The organism is Paenibacillus arenilitoris (assembly GCF_014705655.1).
GTDB lineage: Bacteria > Bacillota > Bacilli > Paenibacillales > Paenibacillaceae > Pristimantibacillus > Pristimantibacillus arenilitoris.
The window spans coordinates 167,912-184,753 of sequence record NZ_JACXIY010000001.1 but is presented as its reverse complement, the minus strand read 5'-3'; the positions used below and the strand labels follow the sequence as shown (position 1 = coordinate 184,753).

Genomic DNA, 16,842 nt, shown 5'->3' with positions numbered 1-16,842 from the left:
TCCTCCTATTCGTGATAAAAGACTTTCCTGGATACGAGATACGTGCTTATGAGCAGGATGACGGTGATCGCAAGGAAATAAATCCAGGCCATCGCCGAGCTAAGCCCGAAGTTGAAATTGACGAAGCCCGTATTGCGAATCAGATCCGTCAGCGCGTTGTGCGAGAAGGAATCGATAATCGTATAGATCATATTGACCAGAATTAGCGGACTGACCATCGGAAACGTAATTTTCCAGAACGCTTCGTATCCGGTCGCGCCTTCGATCTTGGATGCTTCGTACAGCTGCGGCGATATCGTCTGGATGCCCGCCAGGAAGATCAGAATCTGAACCCCGGATTGGCTGACGATCTGATAGATTCGATCGACGGCTCCCGTCAAATAATTGACGATCGTCTCGCTGACGCCGGCCTGCAGCATCATTCTGGCAAGCTCGAAGCTTCCGAAGCCTCTCAGAATGCCCGAGCTTTCGCTCTGCTCATTGATCGCCTGGACCAAGCTTGTGCTCTCCAGGCTCATAATGATGCCCGAAGCGAGGATGACCGGCAGGAAGAAGATCGACCGGGCAACCGATCGTCCAACGAATTTCTGGTTGAGCAAGACCGCCAGGAACAAGCTGAAGATGACGATGAGCGGCACATTGACCACCATATTGACGATGGCTTCCGTCAACGTGCGGTTAAAGCTCGTATTGACGGTCAGCGCCTCGACGTAATTTTTCCAGCCTGAGAACGTAATCAAGATGCCGCTCGATTTGGCTTCTATCGTACTGAAGCTGTACCTCAAGGACGTCAGCAGCGGAACGATGAAGAAGAAGATGAACCCGAGCAGCCAAGGCAATACATAGAGAAATCCCCAGAATGCTTTCTGCTGCGCGTACGTCCGCCCTTTCAATCCGAGCTTCAAATAGGATTTCATGATTGCGCACCACCCGTCGCATAGCTCTCGGCTTCGATCGTCCGTCCGTCAACCGTCACGGCCGAACGGTTATAATTTACGATAATGAACATGCCGTTCCCGTATTCCGTACGGAATACGCCGTCGTCCAGCTTCTCGTGATCCGTGATCGCCTCATGCCGGACGTTCTTCAGAATCGCGTTCACTTCGCGGTAAATATCCGCCGCCTCATCGATCCAGAGCTCGTAATTCACGGCGTACAGATCGTTGTCGTCCGTATCCTTGACCTTATAGTTCGGCTCGTGAATCCATTCGAAATAGACGCCCGATCCATATTCGAGACTTTTCAGAATATACGGCTTCACGTCGGTGTACGTGGACAGATTATACGGCTCGCCGGCGTAATCGATATACCCGCGCACAACCATTTGATAGAACGGAATCTCTTCGTCCTCGATCTTGAATTTGCTGCTCGACATCGGCGCATTCGTAATGTCCGTCAGGAACGGAAGCGCGTAGGCGTTTCCGCCCTCGGCCATCACGCTCATGCCCGATTCCTTGATCTTGGCCAGAGACTGCACGGACAGACGCTCGGATTCCGCGCGGTCGATCAGCTTGTTCTTGCGGAAGTCGCTGCTCAGCTGATCCGCAAGGTCCCGCAGCGAGATGCCTCCCGTCCGGAATTTGGCGAGATCCTCCAGCATGCTGTCCACATAACCGCTTGCCGTCTTAGGCGAGACGATGTAGGACGGATTCTTGCTCCGGTCGCGGCGGTTAAGCGCCAAATCCAGCGGATAGATCGCGGCGGGATCTCCGCGCAGCGTTCTGGCGGCTTCCTTCGCTTCATTAAAGCCGGAGCCGGAATTGGCCATCAGGACGGCGACATCCGGATAGAGCGAGACGTCCTGCTCCTCGGCGAACGCGGCGAACGCTTTCATCCCTTTGCTGCCTCCGATTGCTCTGTCGACCGAGAGGCTATCCGGCACCTCGTGGTCAAGCCCTTCATTGAACCAGCCTGAATATCTCAGCTTAATGTCGCGGATTTCCAGCTGCTGCAGCTGCGTGAGTATATCCTTCGCCTGCTCGAACGTCGTCAGAGGCTCCAGCGCCTGATAAGGGATGCCCGCGAAATGCTTCTGCTTGGAAATGCTGCCGATCAGCTGCAGGTAGAACGGCATATTGGCCGATTTCTCCTCGGCTGGCGCAGGCTCTGGAAGTCCGCCGGTCTGAATCAAATAGTGCCGATAATAGTCGGCCATGCCCTTATAAGAGGCTTGTTCGCCTCCCAGAAAAGCGTAGCGGACCGAGAAATCGGTCGACATCGGCTTCTTCTGGAATGCCGGAATCGAGCGCTGCTGGTCATTCGCGTTCAGGCTCATGTCGGCTTTGTTCAGTACGGTAAAGCTGGGATAGACGTAATTGTAGCTGTTGATCTTGCCGCTTATATCGGCGTTCACCGTCGCGGCCGGCGCTCCTTGTTCAATGATGCCGAGAACCGCGCCTCCCTCCTTCAGAATACCGAATACAGGGAGCCGAATCTCTTGCGTCAATACGGCGTCTTCCGTCCGATCCATCGTTTTGTCCGACCCGTAGACCGGCTGCTGGTAAGCCGGGTATTGGGTTTTGCCGTTATTGAAGCGGATCAGCGCGCCCGAACCGTCCGGCACGAAGATCGAGCCTTCTTCCTCCGCCCCTCCCGCTCCGAAGTAGCTAAGCAGCGATACCGCGTTCACGGGGTATTCCTCCGGATACCGGATGCTCTCCACGGGCAATCTGGCCACAAGGCTGTCTCCGTCGAGCGTATATTCGATCGACGCGAAGAACAATCGCGGCTCCGGCTTCGTCTGATTCAGATTGTTCTCCGCGATGTCGATATTCAGCTCGTCTTCCGTATAGCCGGCGTCTTCGAACGCTTTGAGCGCGCGCTCCAGCTGAAGGCCTTTGAGCGCTCCGTCGTTGCGGACGAACGCGCCGCTTTCCTTCTCTTCCGTATAGACGAGCATCAATGCCCGCTGCCCCGTTTTGTCCAGCTTGCCGAGCAGCGCTTCGAAGCGGGCGGCGCTCATCTTCTGCGGCATATCCTCCGCCGTCTTGGCGTTCGTCCCGAATTGGTAGTTCACCCTCACCCCGCCTGGAATGGACTCGAAGCCGATCTGCTTGTGCATAACGGCATCGGTGTAGGAATTGACCGCGTTAAGCTGGCCGAACGAATTATAATAGTGAAGCTTGAGCTGGGCGGACAACTCGCTTTTGTTAACGCCGGCTGCCAGGGAGTCGGTGTCGCGGTCGGTCGGATTGCTGTGCCAGATCTTTCCGCTTGCTTTATGAACGACGGCGACCGCTCCCGTCTGATCGTCCGCGAGCAGCCGCAGCGAGTCGTTCTCGGCTACGCCCTTCATGCCGGCGGCCCGAGAATCCGTGAAGGCGGCGGCAAGCGGCTTGCCCTGTTCGAAAGCCGCAATCGCAGGCTCGCCGGCGCCGGCCGGATTCGCGGAATCCGAGGCGTCCGAGCAGCCGGCCGCGAGCAGCCCGAGCAGCAGGCAAGAGCCAAGCAGCATGTTTCTTGCGTTGATGGTCATCTCTCCCCCTCCTTCCTAGCTCCTCATAGCCAGCTCTTGATAGATGACGGATATGAAGGCGATGATTTGCTGCACCAGACTGAAGAACAACAATCCGATAAACGCCATAAAGCCCATCGCGACGACGGTGAGCGCCATAATGCCGAGCGTCTTCCCCGCCGTGAACTGATGCACCGTCATGTTGCCCACGAAGAGCAGGAACAGGAACCACAGGACGGCGACGGCGTTCGAGAAGTAATAAAACGACGTTTCCTGAAGCGAAATGACGTTGCTGAGCCAAATCCAAGGTAAGTTAATGACGACGATCGGGATCAAGGCGTAGCATGTCGACGTGAAAATTTCAACGAACTTCCCTTCCCCGTCCATAAGCGTAGTCAGCGACCAGTTGGCGACGCACCAGAAAAGCACCGGCACGACGACATACACGACCTCCAGAAGGCTGTTCATCTCGTTCGGATTGTACAGATTCACCAGAAACCCGCTGTACTGCGCGCCTAAAATATTCGTGACCGCCAGCAGGAACAATACGATCCAGGAGACGATCAGATTGAATTTCCGGCCGCGGTCGTATTTCAAATCCCAATAGCCGTTGAACGGATGAACGATGAGGTGGAACGGGAATTTCACGAGCTCTTTATTCAAAGGTCACACCCCTTTTTCTCCTCGCCGATTTCCGGTAGGCGACAGCCGCCAGCGAGATCGCCGCAGCCGCGACGATCGCGGTCATGATCGCTCCGAAATAGCGCCTCAGCACTTCCTTGCGGTGGAGCAGATAGGCCTTCGAATAATTGGCCTGATCCATGCTTCGCTTGAAATGCTTCATCGCTTCCTCGTAATTGCCTTGACGCAGCAGCGCCTTGCCGATACCGGCATAAGCGAACTCCAGATTCGCGTTCATGTTAATCGTTTCGTTGAACAATTCGTAAGCTTTCTGCTCGTCGCCGCGGTAATAGCTGCGAACGGCTTCGTTGAGCGTTCGGCCGTATGCCGTCGTCCGGAATACCGTCATTTCGCCGAGCGCTTTGTCCAGCACGACAAAGTCTTCGCCCATTCGCTCGATGGCTGTCGGCGTCTTGAACTCGCCAAGCAGGTTGCCGAGTCCGCCGAACACGTACATGAAGTGGCCGTCGCCGTTGTACGTGAAGATTCGGCCCCGCTTCGAATCGAGCACGGAATAAATTTCGCTGTCCCCGATATCGATATCGATCAGTCTGGATGGACCGGTCTCGATTGTATACCGGATGTCCCCTTGCGGACTGAAGTATCCGGTACGGCGCAAAATATCGTTGCCCTGCGCGTTCAGCTTCTTGATATTGTCGCCCCATTGATCCCCGTTCGTCGCGTAGATGAAGCCTTCTCCGTCGATGTCGAGGTTCGTGAACTCCGTCGGGGTGAACATCACCATCTGGCTTCGCTGGGCTTGCGTCGAAATCCGCTTCCAGAAATATTCGACGGGATCGATATAGACGCGGTTCGCGCCGATGAAAGAGGTGAACGCTCCTTCCGCGTTAAATTCCATGAACCCGTCGAATACGCCGGTCGCCATGACGTAAGTCCGCCGGGCTTTATCCATTACGACGCGAACAGGCTGGAACTTGAAGTTCGCTTGCAGCAGATCGGACTCCGGAGCCTCGATCGTCTTCACCCAATTGAACTCCGAATCGAGATGAACGACCCGGTTATGCCCCGTATCGGCAACGATCACCTCATTCCGATCCGTGACGAACAGTCCCTGCGGATTCGCGAACGTATCCGCTTGCCCGTCCCGAACGAAGGAATCGATGACCTTGACCGGCTTGAACCGCTCATCCAGGATGACGATCCGGTTGTTGCCCGAATCCAGCACGTAAATGCGGTTATCCGCCGTCACATGCAGATCGCTTGGTTCCTTGAATGCGCCCACGCCCAGATCGGAGCCGTTGTACAAATCCGTCGCTTGGTAGGCTGCGGGCGACGTGACGGTCGTCCCCCAGAACGAGTAGTTATAGGAAGCTCCTTCCCCCTCGGCATAGGCTGCCTCGCCGCCAAGCGCTGCGCCGAGCAGGCAGCAGATCGCGAGCAGGAGCAGCGTTTTTCCGTTAGACAAGCTCTTCAACATCGTGCACGGCTCCCTTCTAGTCCTTCATCCCTGAAGTCGCCATCGTCTGCATGACGCTGCTCTGGGAGATCACGAAGAGCGTGATCGGAACGATCATCAGAATGAGCGCAACCGCCGCGCCGACGCCGGCCCTGGCGATGCCCCCGAGCGTAATTTGTCCCAGCGCGTAATGGAGCGTCTTCAGGTTCTCGCTGTAAATAAAGCTCCCGCCATCCGATCCCCACAGCATCGGAAACTGCAGAATCATGAGCGTCAGCCACGCCGGCTTGACGTTCGGCATGACGATGCTCCAATAGATGCGGTACTCGCTCGCTCCGTCGATCTTCGCCGCCTCCAGAAGCGCGTCGGGAATTTGCTCCATGAATTGCTTCATCAAGAACAATCCGAGCGGGAAAGCCAGCGACGGGATAATGATGGACGCATGCGTATTGATCCAGCCGAGCCACGACATGACCATATAGTTCGGGATAGCGGTGACATGCGGCGAGAACATCAAGGACAGCACGACGATGGAGAACAGCGCCGACGATCCGTAGAACCGGTATTTCGCCAGCGGATACGCTGCAGCCGACGCCAATAAAATATGCCCCGCCGTTCCGACGATCGTGATGAGGAGCGTGTTGGCGATGTAACGCGACAGCGGCACCCAGGAATTACCCATCAGGGCGAACAGATCGTAGAAGTTTTCCAAGGTCGGATTGACCACGAGAAATCGCGGCGGGAAAATAAACAGCTCGTCGAGCGGCTTGAACGCGTTATTGACCGCGTAAATGAGCGGCAATGCCATGAAAGCGCCGAATAGGGCAAGCAGCGCGAACAGCATGAGGCTGACGGCGAAGGAACGGTTGAGCTTTCTCGGCGTCCGGAAGGCAGCCATCATTTTGAATACCACGATTATTCGCCTACCTTTCTAAGCACCTTCTGCGTCAGCTTGTTCGAGCCGATCATGAGGAAGAACAGCACCGTCGCGATTGCGGAAGCGTACCCCATCTCGAACCGGATCGTGCCGAAGTCCATCAGATGCGTCACGACCGTATGCGCCGCATAGTTAACGCTCGGGAAGCCGGCCAGCGCAATCGAGATGTCCGCTACCGCGAACGATGCCGTAATCTGCATGACGGCCCCGAACATCAGCTGCGGCCTCATGGACGGCAGCGTAATGAACCACAGCTCCTGCCAGCGGTTTTTGATGCCGTCCACCGCGCCGGCTTCAATTAACGTTTTGTCGATCGTCTGCAAGCCCGCGATGAACGCCAGGAAGCTGGTGCCGAGACTGAGCCAGAGCTGAACGATCATGACGATCGGGAGAATGTACTTCTCGTCAAGCAGCCATTGAATCGGCTCCAGGAGGAAGCCGGTCTTCATCAGGAAGCCGTTCAAGTAGCCGTAGCTGTCTCCCGAAAAAAAGATGAGCCAGATGAAGAACACGTTGCCCGAAATGGAAGGCGCGTAGAATATAAGCGTCATAAAGGCCCGCGCTTTGGGCGAGAGCTCATTGATGATCCACGCAAATACGAAACAGGCGAAATAACTGATCGGTCCTGTAATGACCGCGAACATCAGCGTATTCTTCAAGGCGATCATGAAAATATCGTCGTTCAAAAACAGCCGCGAATAGTTTTGCCAGCCTACGAAACGCGGGAACTCGAGCATGTTGAAATAGAAGAAGCTGAGGCCGAGCGACAGCGCGACCGGTATGACGGTGAACAGGAAAAAGATGATCATATAAGGACTCATCAGCAAGTAATAATGCTTGCTGCGGTTTAATTCTTTGCCGATGCGGGCGAGCCTGGATTGCCGCATCGGACGAATGGCGTCCTTCGCGGGATTTGCGTTCGTCTCCGTTTGCACCTTCTTCCCACCCCCTTACTCGTACGGTAAATTAAATTCCTTCCGCTTGATCTCGATCTCGTCGTTCATATAGAGAATATAGTCCGAGAACGCTTCCCGCGGATTCTCGTTCGCGTTGACGACCTTGCGGAAGGCGTTGTCCAGATGCCTGCCCGTGAAATAGCCGCCCGGCACTTGCGGAATGCCTCTGACCCACTTCCACTGGTTCTCCAGATTGTTGTAATCCTTGACCGGCCAAGGCAGCTCTTCGAGCGCTTCGATGTTAGCCGTCGGGTAACGCGCGGCTTCGCCCATCAGCCCTTCCATCTCCCGGCCGTAAGCGATTTGGGTGTCCTTGTCGGTCCACCATTTCATAAATGCCCAGGCGGACGCTTTGTCTTCGGCGTTGTCGAGCATCATGACCGCGGTCGTGTGACTGGCGACTTCATGATTGGTCGACCCGTCCGCCAGCTCCGTGCCCGGCACGATCGTGAAATCCCACAGCCCTTTAATTTCCGGCGCCATAACCGTCAGCATGTTATACGTCGTATAATCCGCGATGCCGATCGGCATCTCGCCCGTCCGGAACCGGTTCGGGAAGTCCGCCTGCTTCGGGAATTTGTAGCTGGTGTAGAACTGCGTCCATCTCTTGAAGGCGTCCATCGAAATGTCGGAATCGAGCGCGCTCCGTTTGCCGTCTTCCCGGTAAAACTCGCCCCCGTTCTGATACAGCAGCATCGAGAACGCCGCGTTCGGCACGAGGGTTGCGTTCGGAACGGCGTTCGTCGCTTCAAGAGGCAAATAAAACTCCATGTTATGCTTCTGAAGCACCGAGATCATATTGTAAACATCCTGCCACGTCCTCGGAGGCTTCAGATTCAGCTCCTCCAAAATGTCTTTGCGGTAGAACAGCATCGGGAACATCTGCTGCTCGGGAAGCGCATAGACCCCGTCATCGTACTTGTAAGGCGCAAGGCCGCTCTCGCGGAACCTTGCCGCCACCTCGTCGTAATCGGCGAATTGCGTCAGGTCCGCGGCCGCCCCCCTCATCGCGTAGTTGACGGGAATGTCCTCGCCGATCTGCATGGCAACGTCGGGGCCTTCATCCGCCAGCGTGGCGGGCAGCAAAATATTGCCGGGAACGAGGCGCAGCCGGACGGAGATGTCCGTCTCCGGCGTGAACGAATCGTCGATCAGCGCCTTCAGCACTTGCGCCTGATCGCGTCCCGTCGTCACCCATACGTCGATGGAGCGGCTGCTCTCCGACGTATTGCCGATACTGTCGTAATCCTCCGTGTAGGAAGCGACGTACGCGCCAAGCTCATGCTTCGCTTCTTCCGCGAAGGTGGCCTCCGCTCTCGGCAGATCGTAGCCCGGCGACGAGATGACGAGGTAATCGAGCGACAGGGGCTGCTCCCGTACCGTCAAAATCCAGGTGCCCAGTCCGCCGACGTTGATCTTGAACGAATTGAGCCGCTTCGCTACCGTCTCGGGATACTTCGCCATGTCCTTCAGCTGATGCGCCATCGAATGCAGGACGGCGACCTTGTCGCTTTTCTCCCCGGTTGCCTTCTCCAAATAATCCGCGACGCTTTGAATCGTCTCCGCTTGCTCCTCGAACACCGTTACCATATCGGGGATCCGCTTCTCCAGCTGATAATCGCGGTACGGATCGGGCGTATTCGACGTAATCATAAGGATCTTCCTGTACATCTCGTTAAGCTGAAGCACGCTGGATTCGATCGTCCGCAGCAGAGGCGCGATCTCGCCAAGCGACACGGTCATGCGAATGCGGTGCTTTCCTTTGGTCAGGCGGAACAAATAAGGCTCTTCCCCGCCAAGCACGTTCATCTGCCAATCGCGTTGGAAGTTGAAGCGGATCCGCTTCATTTCCTGGAACGGATATTCGCCGTCGATCATGAGGCTGCGCGTCGCGTAGACGCCCCGCAGCTGGTTCTGCTTTTCCTTGAACGCGATTTGGTACAAGCCGTCCTCGGGAGCCTCGAACTCCCATTCGATCCATTGGCCGGGCAGCTTCCAGTTCAGCCCCCCGATGGAATTGATCCGGATTTTGGAGACGTCATATGGAATGACGGTCGGAGAGGACCTGTCGGATACCGGCGATAAGGTCGGAGAAGACTTGTACACCGCGTCCTCCGCCTGGATCAGCACATATCGATCCGCCGCAGGCTTGTTGCCGCCGTCCGTATACTCGCTCTTCAGTTGTTCATAGCTTTTCGGTTCTTCCTGCTGATACAGCTCGATGTAATCGATGGCCATCGGCTCCCTGAGCGCCGTCAAGGAAAGCCGCTGCGTTCCGTTATCGAAGTAGAAAGAATAAGGCTCGTCGTAATAACCGTAACGGTCAATAAAGGATGCCGTCTGCCATGCGGGTTTCTCTACTTGTCTCGGACGAAGATCGTTGCCTCTGTCGTCTCGTTGAAGCTCCTTAAGCTTATTGCCCCATATGCGGTCGAACAAAAGAATGTCGGCCCCTTTGAACGGGACCTCGCCGTTAATCTCGAATTGTCTTTCAATGGCGGAGCTTTTGCCTTCGAGCGGATAATAATGAATCCGGACGTTGTACAGGCCCGCGTCTTGAATCGGCACGTCCCAGGCAATGGTTCCCGTCTCGGGCGTTATAACGGAGGCTCCTTCAAGACCGAACAGCCGATCGGCGATCTCGAAGCCGCCGCCGACAGCCTCGGCGTAATGCTCGCCCTCGATTCGGATGACCTCATCCGGCCTTTTTGCATCGGCATATTGGTTCACATACGAATCGTAGCCTTCCTCCCCGGCCGAATCGGTAATCGCTGCGAAGTCGGCCATCGCCTGAACCTCGCCGCCGCCGACTGTCGCGCTTGTCGGATAGAACGCCCATATCGACGCCGCGCCTACGGCAAGCACCAACAGGATAATGGCCAATCGTTTTTTTCTAATGTTCAACGCTTCTCCCCTCCGGCTGCAAGACGTATACATATTCATCGGCAGCCCCCTTCATAGAATAGGCTCTACAAGGGAACTGCCGACGATCGCGATCAAACGTTACGGTCCATATACTTCGTCAATAGCGGCTTGGAACGTCGATTTGTACTTCTCGACGACGGTGGATACCGACACGCCGCTGTTCAGCTCGCCGACAAAATCGTAGTACTTCAAGTTCGGGAATGTGTTGTGATCGAGAATGATCATGTTAGGCGCAACCATCTTGGCATTGTTCAAGTCGTCCTCGTTCGCGAATAAGGTCTCGTACCATCCTTGATCCGGATACTCGTACACGGAATCGATGTCGTTGATTTTCTCCCAGATGTACAGTAGCTGCTCCGGATTTTCAACGGACTTCGGAATCGTAAGTGCTTGGAATAAAGCTTCCGCAGAGTGATAGTCCGTCGCGTGCGGTCCTTTCGGGAAAGGCACAAAGCCGATTTCATAGTCGGGCATATCCGTTTGTAAGCCGCTCAACTCCCATAGCGCGCCGGCAATCATAAGCGTGTTGCCTTGACGGAAAAATTGGCCCGGCTCTGTCCAGTCCCCGCCTTCCGTCGGTCTTGCAACCTGTTCGGTTGCCAGGCGGGAGACGAAATTAAGCGATTCCATCGTTGCAGGGTCGTCCAGGTTTTGTTTATTGCCCTTCGTGAGGCCCGTGTTATTGGAATACAGGGCTTGATCCATCAGAGAGGAGTTAGCCAGGCCCCAAGTATCCAGCTTGCCGTCGTTGTTCGTATCTTTGTTGGCTTCCTTGGCGACTTGGATGAATGTCTCCCAGTTCCAACTGTCTTCATTGACATAATCCTGAAGCGCCTTCAGACCGTGTTGGTTCATAAGCGTACGATTGTAGAAAATCCCTTGTACGAGATTCGCTTGGCCTTCCGAGAATCCGTAACCTCTGCCCTCATACGTGTAATACTCGTTCGTCACCTTCTGGTTGAACGCGACCGGGTTTTTGGTGTATTCGTCGATCGGCCAGAGCAGGTCCTGCTTCACTAGGGTCGGCACCGTATACGTCTTGCCCAGGCGGACGATATCGCCGATCGGCTCGCCCGCCAGCAGCGAAGCGGTCACCTTCTCTTGATACTCGCCGTAGTCGATGGCCACGTACTCGACTTTGAAATTATGTTTTTCCATGAGCGCGTTAAGGTTCTCTTTGCGCTGAATGTTGTCCGGATTGTCCTCCGGAATGGTCATGTCCCACCACGATACGATCTTGATCGTACGGCCGCCCAGGTCGAAATCCATTTCAGGCGTGCTGTACGATTCTTCTTCTCCCGTGTTGCCCGTTTCGTTGCCGGATGCATTCCCGCCATTATCGGCACCGTCGTTCGTTCCATTGTTCGCGCCGGCGTTCGCACCGTTCGTGACGGCGTCGTTCCCCTCGCTTCCGGTGCCGCCGCTGCAAGCCGCCAGCACCAGAATGATCGCGCACAGCAGAAGCATCATTTTGCCCATCCGCATCATTAATCCCCCTCGACATTTGTGAACACACCCAAAGTGTAGCGTTTACATTGCGAGACCAACAACCTGTCGGAATCAAGGTCTATTACCCGTCAAATGATAGATTGGACTAACGTGCGCATAAGCGGACGAATGCCAAAAAAGCAAAAGGTAAACATCTGCTAGCGATATAAAAATAAGCACATTGTGAAAGTAATTTTCATTTTCCATAATGAAAGCGTAATCTTTTGAGGCATGCATCGACGGAACGCCTCGAATGGCATGGGGGGTATAATCATGTACAAAATGCTGATCGTAGATTTAAATCGTCACACGGATTCGAAAACGATGGCTGCGCTGGACTGGTCTGAACTTGGCTTCACGATCGAGAACAACGCCGGCGCTGCGGACGGCGCCTTGGCTCAGCTCGCCTCGAAGCCTTATTCGCTGGTCCTCATTAATATGGTCGGCATGCCGGACGAGGGGCTTGCGCTTTGCAGCCGGATCCGCGCCGAAAGCCGGATTCCGATTCTTCTGATTGGCGACGGGACAAACTTCCAGCTTGCGCGGAAAGCGATGTATTATCAAGTGAGCGACTACTTGCCCGCCCCCTTGTGCGCGGACGAATTGTCGGCAAGCCTTCGGCTCATCAAACGGAAGCTGGACTCGGCGGGACGTGCGGATCGGGAGATGCGGCCTTCGGAATCGGCCCCCTCGGACCTGTCCGTCATCGACAAGGTGAAGGAATACGTGACGGAGGCTCTCAGCCAAACGATTACGCTCAAACAAATTTCGAACATTCTCCATTTCAATTGCTCGTACCTTGGGCAGAAATTCAAATATCACGAGAATATGACCTTCAACGAATATTTGCTGCAGCAACGCATGGAGAAGGCCAAATTCCTGCTCGAGAGCACGGATCTGAAGGTGTATGAAATCGCAAGCGAGGTCGGCTATTCGGAGATGGACTGGTTCTACAAAAAATTCAAATCGTACACCGGCGTAAGCGCTAACGAATACCGGAAGATGATGTCGATTACGGCTTAAGGTCAGCTCCTGCCAAACAACAAAACAGCGGCGCCCTGGACGAGTGATTAACGTCCTGGCTTGCCGCTGTTTTATTGTGCCGCCGTTCTCGTTAAGTTCGCATTTGCGCATTTTACCTGAACGACCGTGTTCATTTATGAGCGGGACCGAGCTCCGGTCTTCAGCCCGTTTTCCTTGCTTCCTCCCCGGGATACAGAACGATTCGGCCGTCCTCCATCTCGACGCGCACTTTGTTGCTGTCCTTGAAGCCATCCGCATCCAAATAGCCGGCCGGGATTTGAAGCCGGCCCGCTTTGTCCACAACGGCGTATTCGATATGGCTTTCCGCTTCGGGAAGGGCGTCCTCGGCGTCCATGAGGGCGAGCTCCTCGGCGTACGATACGCGGCGAATCATTTCCGCCGACGTCTTGCCGTCGCGAATTTGAACGACCCGGTCGACCTTGCGGGCCAGCTGCGGATCATGGGTGACAATGACGATCGTAATGCCGATGGAACGGTTCAGCGACCGGAACAGGTCCAGCACCTGATTGGACGTATACGTATCCAGGGAACCGGTCGGCTCGTCGGCAAGCAGCATGCGCGGATTGTTCGCAAGCGCGATGGCAATCGCCACCCGCTGCTGCTCGCCGGTGGACAACTCGCTTAGCCGGTTGTTCATCCGATTGCCGAGCCCTACCGCCTCCAGCAGCTCGCTTGCGCGCTCCCTGCGGCGCTTGCCCTTCAGCAGCATGGGAAGCTCGACGTTCTCCCTTGCAGTCAAGTAAGGAATGAGATTTCGGGCATTGTTCTGCCAGACGAATCCGACCGTCTCCCTCTTATAGTCCACCAGCTCCTTCTCCGTGCAAGCGAGCAGATCTTTGCCGTCGACAAGCAGCTTGCCGGCCGACGGCTTGTCGAGTCCCCCCAGCATGTTCAGCAGCGTGGACTTGCCGCTGCCGGAATTGCCGATAATCGCCATCAGCTCGCCGCCTTCGACCAGCATGTCGAGGCCTTGAAGCGCAACGACTTCCAGATCGGCGGTTTTATAAATTTTGACCAGTCCTTCGCATTGAATCATCGCTTACTCCTCTCCCAGTCGCAGCGCCTGGGCTATACGCGTGCGTGACAGCCGGTAGCCGAGCACGAGCAGCCCTGTCGTCAACATGGCGCCTACGATGCCGTACAGCCGCAAATAATCGTCAAGCTGATAGGTGATTTCGAACGGCGGCACCTGGTCGGCCGTCGCGAACGACATTTCGAATAGAGGCACGAACAGCTCGCTGGTCGCATTGCCGACGATGACCCCGATGACGACGGCCGCTCCGGAGGTCAGCAATTGCTCGCTGACGAGCATGCCGATCATTTGGCGGAAGGGCAGCCCCATTGCTCTCAGCACGCCGTACTGCAGCGATCTGCCGGCGAGTGTCAACAGCCAGAAGAGAAGGAAGCCGAAGAAGCAGATCAGCATGGAAATGACGAAGCCGAGCGTCATGACGCCGTTAATCGCCATGCGGAACGGATCGTTGACCGAGCGGATCAGCTCCTGCGTCGCGTCGCGAAGACTCGTGACCTGCACGCGATTCTCTTTCAATTGATCGTACACGATTTGGCTCGACGCGCCTGCCTTCAGCTTCATCCATACTTCATAAGGCTCGACGGCCAGCCGGTTTTGAACGGTGCCGAGATGGCCGACGACGAGGTGAGGCTCGGCCGCTTTATCGTCATTGCCGGCGGCGGACGGCAGCGGATTCCAGCTCGGCCAATAATCGATCATGCCGTAAACGGTAAACTGCGCCTGATCCAGACCGTCCCAATTGAGGCGAATCGGATCGCCCGGCTTCAGCTTGGCCTTGTCGGCGAGCGATCGCGAGATTAGCACGGCCTTGGGGTCCGGCGCGATCAGATTCAAATAGCTGTTAATGGGATAGTCGAGCAGACCTCCCTTCATCCATGCCGTGCTTCCGAAAGCCATCGTATCGATGCCGACAAGCTCGGTTTTGCCCGACGTGCCGCCAGCGCCGGCGCTGAATCTGGCATCGGGCTTCCGGAATACTTTGGCGACGGACTCCACGCCCTCCAGCTTTTCAAAGGCTTGAAAAGGAGGCTCGGTATACTGCACCCGCCTCGTCTCCGCGAGGCTCTCCGATCCGGTTCCTGCCTGCGGCACCGACGCCGTGGACAAAGGAGGCGGAGCGTCGCTCTCCCATTTCGTGGCGAGCGCGATATCCGCCCCGATGGCGTATCGGATCTTGCTCTCCATATTATCGTTGATCGTGCGCGCCGCGTTGGCGCTGAACAGCCCCGTCGCGACGGTCATGATCAGGAACACCTTGATCGTCAAATATTGACCGGAGGAACGGCTGATCTGCACGAGAGTGTTGTAAAGCGCAGGCGGCCACCACCTTCTTCCCGCCCAATAGACGAGACGGATAAGCCAAGGATACACGCGCAGGACAAGCAATCCGCCGCCCAAGGCGAATATCGCCGGCATGAGAAACAGCAGCGGATCAAGCTGCAGCGCATCGGAATCCAGCGCCAGCCGCCTCAAATCCTCTTGCCTTCTATTGAAATTATAGAGAAGGTACAGCGACAAGCCGACAAGGATAACGTCAACTCCCGCCTTGTGCCAGAACGGCATTTGGGATCGACGCGCCATCTGCTGCTTGTGGCCGACAATGGTAACCCTCGTCGCGAGGAACGCCGGGATCAGAGTAAGCAGAATAGCTCCGCCGACCGCGATCGCCGCTATTTTATATGCGGTGCTGGATAAGCTCACTTCCAATGCAGAACGCCGGACGAACGCCAGGAAGCCGTTCGACGCGCCAAGCGCCCCGGTGAACCATACGCCAAGGAACGGTCCTGCGGCTAATGCCGCGATTCCGAGCATGACGCTTTCGATGACGTACGCCGTCATAATCTGAAGACGGCTGGCGCCCCTGCTTCGAAGCACGGAAATTTCCGTCTTCTGCCGCTCGATGATGAGATTGGCCGCCATGTACAAATAGAAGGCGAGCATCAGCATGACCGGAGCATACAGAGACAGCATCATAATATCCAGCTTCTCTTGTTTGCCTTGATACGAGGATACGGTCTCGATGGCCGGAATATTCACTTCCTCCACCCCAAGCCGACCGCGGAAGTAGCGCTTGATATCCGTGACCGCTTGCGTGAATGGCTCAACCTTGTCCACGGCGAGCTGCTCGTAGTTCAGGGCGAAGCGCCACTCCAGCAAGGTGAGACGGGCTTTGCCGCCCTTCACGAATTCGCGGTCGAACTGCTCGAACGGTATGAGGAAGCCGTCCTCCGTCTCGTTCGTCAAGTAGGGGAGGTACGGATCGGCTGCGGCATCCGTCTCGATAATGCCGACGGGAATGACGCGGAATGTGCCGCGATCCGATTCCGGCGATTCCAGGATCAGCTCCTCTCCGAGAGCGCGCTTCGCAGCGAACAGAAACTTCTGCGTGACCAGCGCTTCGAATATCCCGTCCTGCCGGTCGGCCGGCATGCGGCCTTCGATCAGCTTGACGCGCTTCTCCATATCGGACAACGATTTGAAGCTTCCGGCCGTCTTCTGATACTGCTTCTCCCGCTCGTCGGCGTCGGCGCCGTAAACCTTCATCTTATGCGTGAACCGCTGTTGGTAGAAGGATAGGGCGTCCAGCCCGGTACGATCCGGAATCGCCCTCGCGAATCGGTCCGCGCGCGCAATCGACTTTATCGATTTCTCATCCATCTTGGACGTAGATACGGTTGTCGCGATCCGCATATAGCCCGGGTAAACGCCCTCTTCATGCTGAATTTGCTGAAGCTCCTTGGTCAATGTCCGCTGCAGGATGGCCTCCGAGTAGAGCGGCATCGAGCTGAACAAGGCCACGCACAACGTCAGGCCAAACCACAGATTCAGCTGCAGCCACTTGTTGTTCGCCATCTTGCGAAGGATCATCGTCCATAAGGCCATACGCACACCCCATTCCCTCCCGGT

11 protein-coding genes are annotated in these 16,842 nt (G+C 56.0%); 1 reads left to right on the top strand and 10 read right to left on the bottom strand.

Annotated features, from left to right (window positions below; genetic code table 11):
- Positions 1–5: 5 nt before the first annotated feature.
- The 8 genes from IDH41_RS00635 to IDH41_RS00600 form a co-directional block, all read right to left on the bottom strand.
- Positions 6–917, bottom strand: a complete 912-nt coding sequence (locus tag IDH41_RS00635; protein ID WP_190857316.1) for a carbohydrate ABC transporter permease — start codon at positions 915–917, stop codon at positions 6–8.
- Positions 914–3,475, bottom strand: coding sequence for a DUF5696 domain-containing protein (locus IDH41_RS00630; RefSeq protein ID WP_190857314.1), 2,562 nt, complete (start codon positions 3,473–3,475; stop codon positions 914–916). Before IDH41_RS00630 ends, IDH41_RS00635 begins: the two co-directional genes overlap by 4 nt.
- 15 nt (positions 3,476–3,490) lie before the next feature.
- Positions 3,491–4,117: a YIP1 family protein gene (locus tag IDH41_RS00625; RefSeq protein ID WP_190857312.1), complete on the bottom strand. Its 627-nt coding sequence runs from the start codon at positions 4,115–4,117 to the stop codon at positions 3,491–3,493.
- Positions 4,110–5,573 carry a hypothetical protein gene (locus IDH41_RS00620; protein WP_190857310.1) on the bottom strand — a complete coding sequence of 488 codons (1,464 nt, stop codon included), beginning with the start codon at positions 5,571–5,573 and terminating at the stop codon, positions 4,110–4,112. The genes IDH41_RS00625 and IDH41_RS00620 overlap by 8 nt, the downstream gene beginning before the upstream one ends.
- A 16-nt stretch (positions 5,574–5,589) precedes the next feature.
- On the bottom strand, positions 5,590–6,453 hold the full coding sequence (locus IDH41_RS00615; protein WP_190857648.1) for a carbohydrate ABC transporter permease: 864 nt from the start codon (positions 6,451–6,453) through the stop codon (positions 5,590–5,592).
- A gap of 14 nt (positions 6,454–6,467) precedes the next feature.
- Complete coding sequence (locus IDH41_RS00610; protein ID WP_190857645.1) at positions 6,468–7,376, bottom strand: carbohydrate ABC transporter permease; 909 nt, start codon at positions 7,374–7,376, stop codon at positions 6,468–6,470.
- Between the two features lie 63 nt (positions 7,377–7,439).
- Positions 7,440–10,349, bottom strand: a complete 2,910-nt coding sequence (locus IDH41_RS00605; RefSeq protein ID WP_223829331.1) for an extracellular solute-binding protein — start codon at positions 10,347–10,349, stop codon at positions 7,440–7,442.
- A 99-nt stretch (positions 10,350–10,448) separates the two neighbouring features.
- Positions 10,449–11,855 carry an ABC transporter substrate-binding protein gene (locus tag IDH41_RS00600; protein WP_190857308.1) on the bottom strand — a complete coding sequence of 469 codons (1,407 nt, stop codon included), beginning with the start codon at positions 11,853–11,855 and terminating at the stop codon, positions 10,449–10,451.
- Between the two features lie 276 nt (positions 11,856–12,131).
- Here IDH41_RS00600 and IDH41_RS00595 point away from each other — a divergent pair, with 276 nt between their 5' ends.
- Positions 12,132–12,881, top strand: coding sequence for a helix-turn-helix domain-containing protein (locus IDH41_RS00595; RefSeq protein WP_190857306.1), 750 nt, complete (start codon positions 12,132–12,134; stop codon positions 12,879–12,881).
- A gap of 160 nt (positions 12,882–13,041) precedes the next feature.
- Here the strand turns inward: IDH41_RS00595 and IDH41_RS00590 are convergent, their stop codons facing one another.
- The gene (locus IDH41_RS00590) at positions 13,042–13,938 is read right to left on the bottom strand and encodes an ABC transporter ATP-binding protein (RefSeq protein WP_190857304.1); all 897 of its coding nucleotides are present in this window, start codon (positions 13,936–13,938) and stop codon (positions 13,042–13,044) included.
- 3 nt (positions 13,939–13,941) lie between these two features.
- The gene (locus IDH41_RS00585; RefSeq protein WP_190857641.1) at positions 13,942–16,818 is read right to left on the bottom strand and encodes an ABC transporter permease; all 2,877 of its coding nucleotides are present in this window, start codon (positions 16,816–16,818) and stop codon (positions 13,942–13,944) included.
- Between the last annotated feature and the right edge of the window lie 24 nt (positions 16,819–16,842).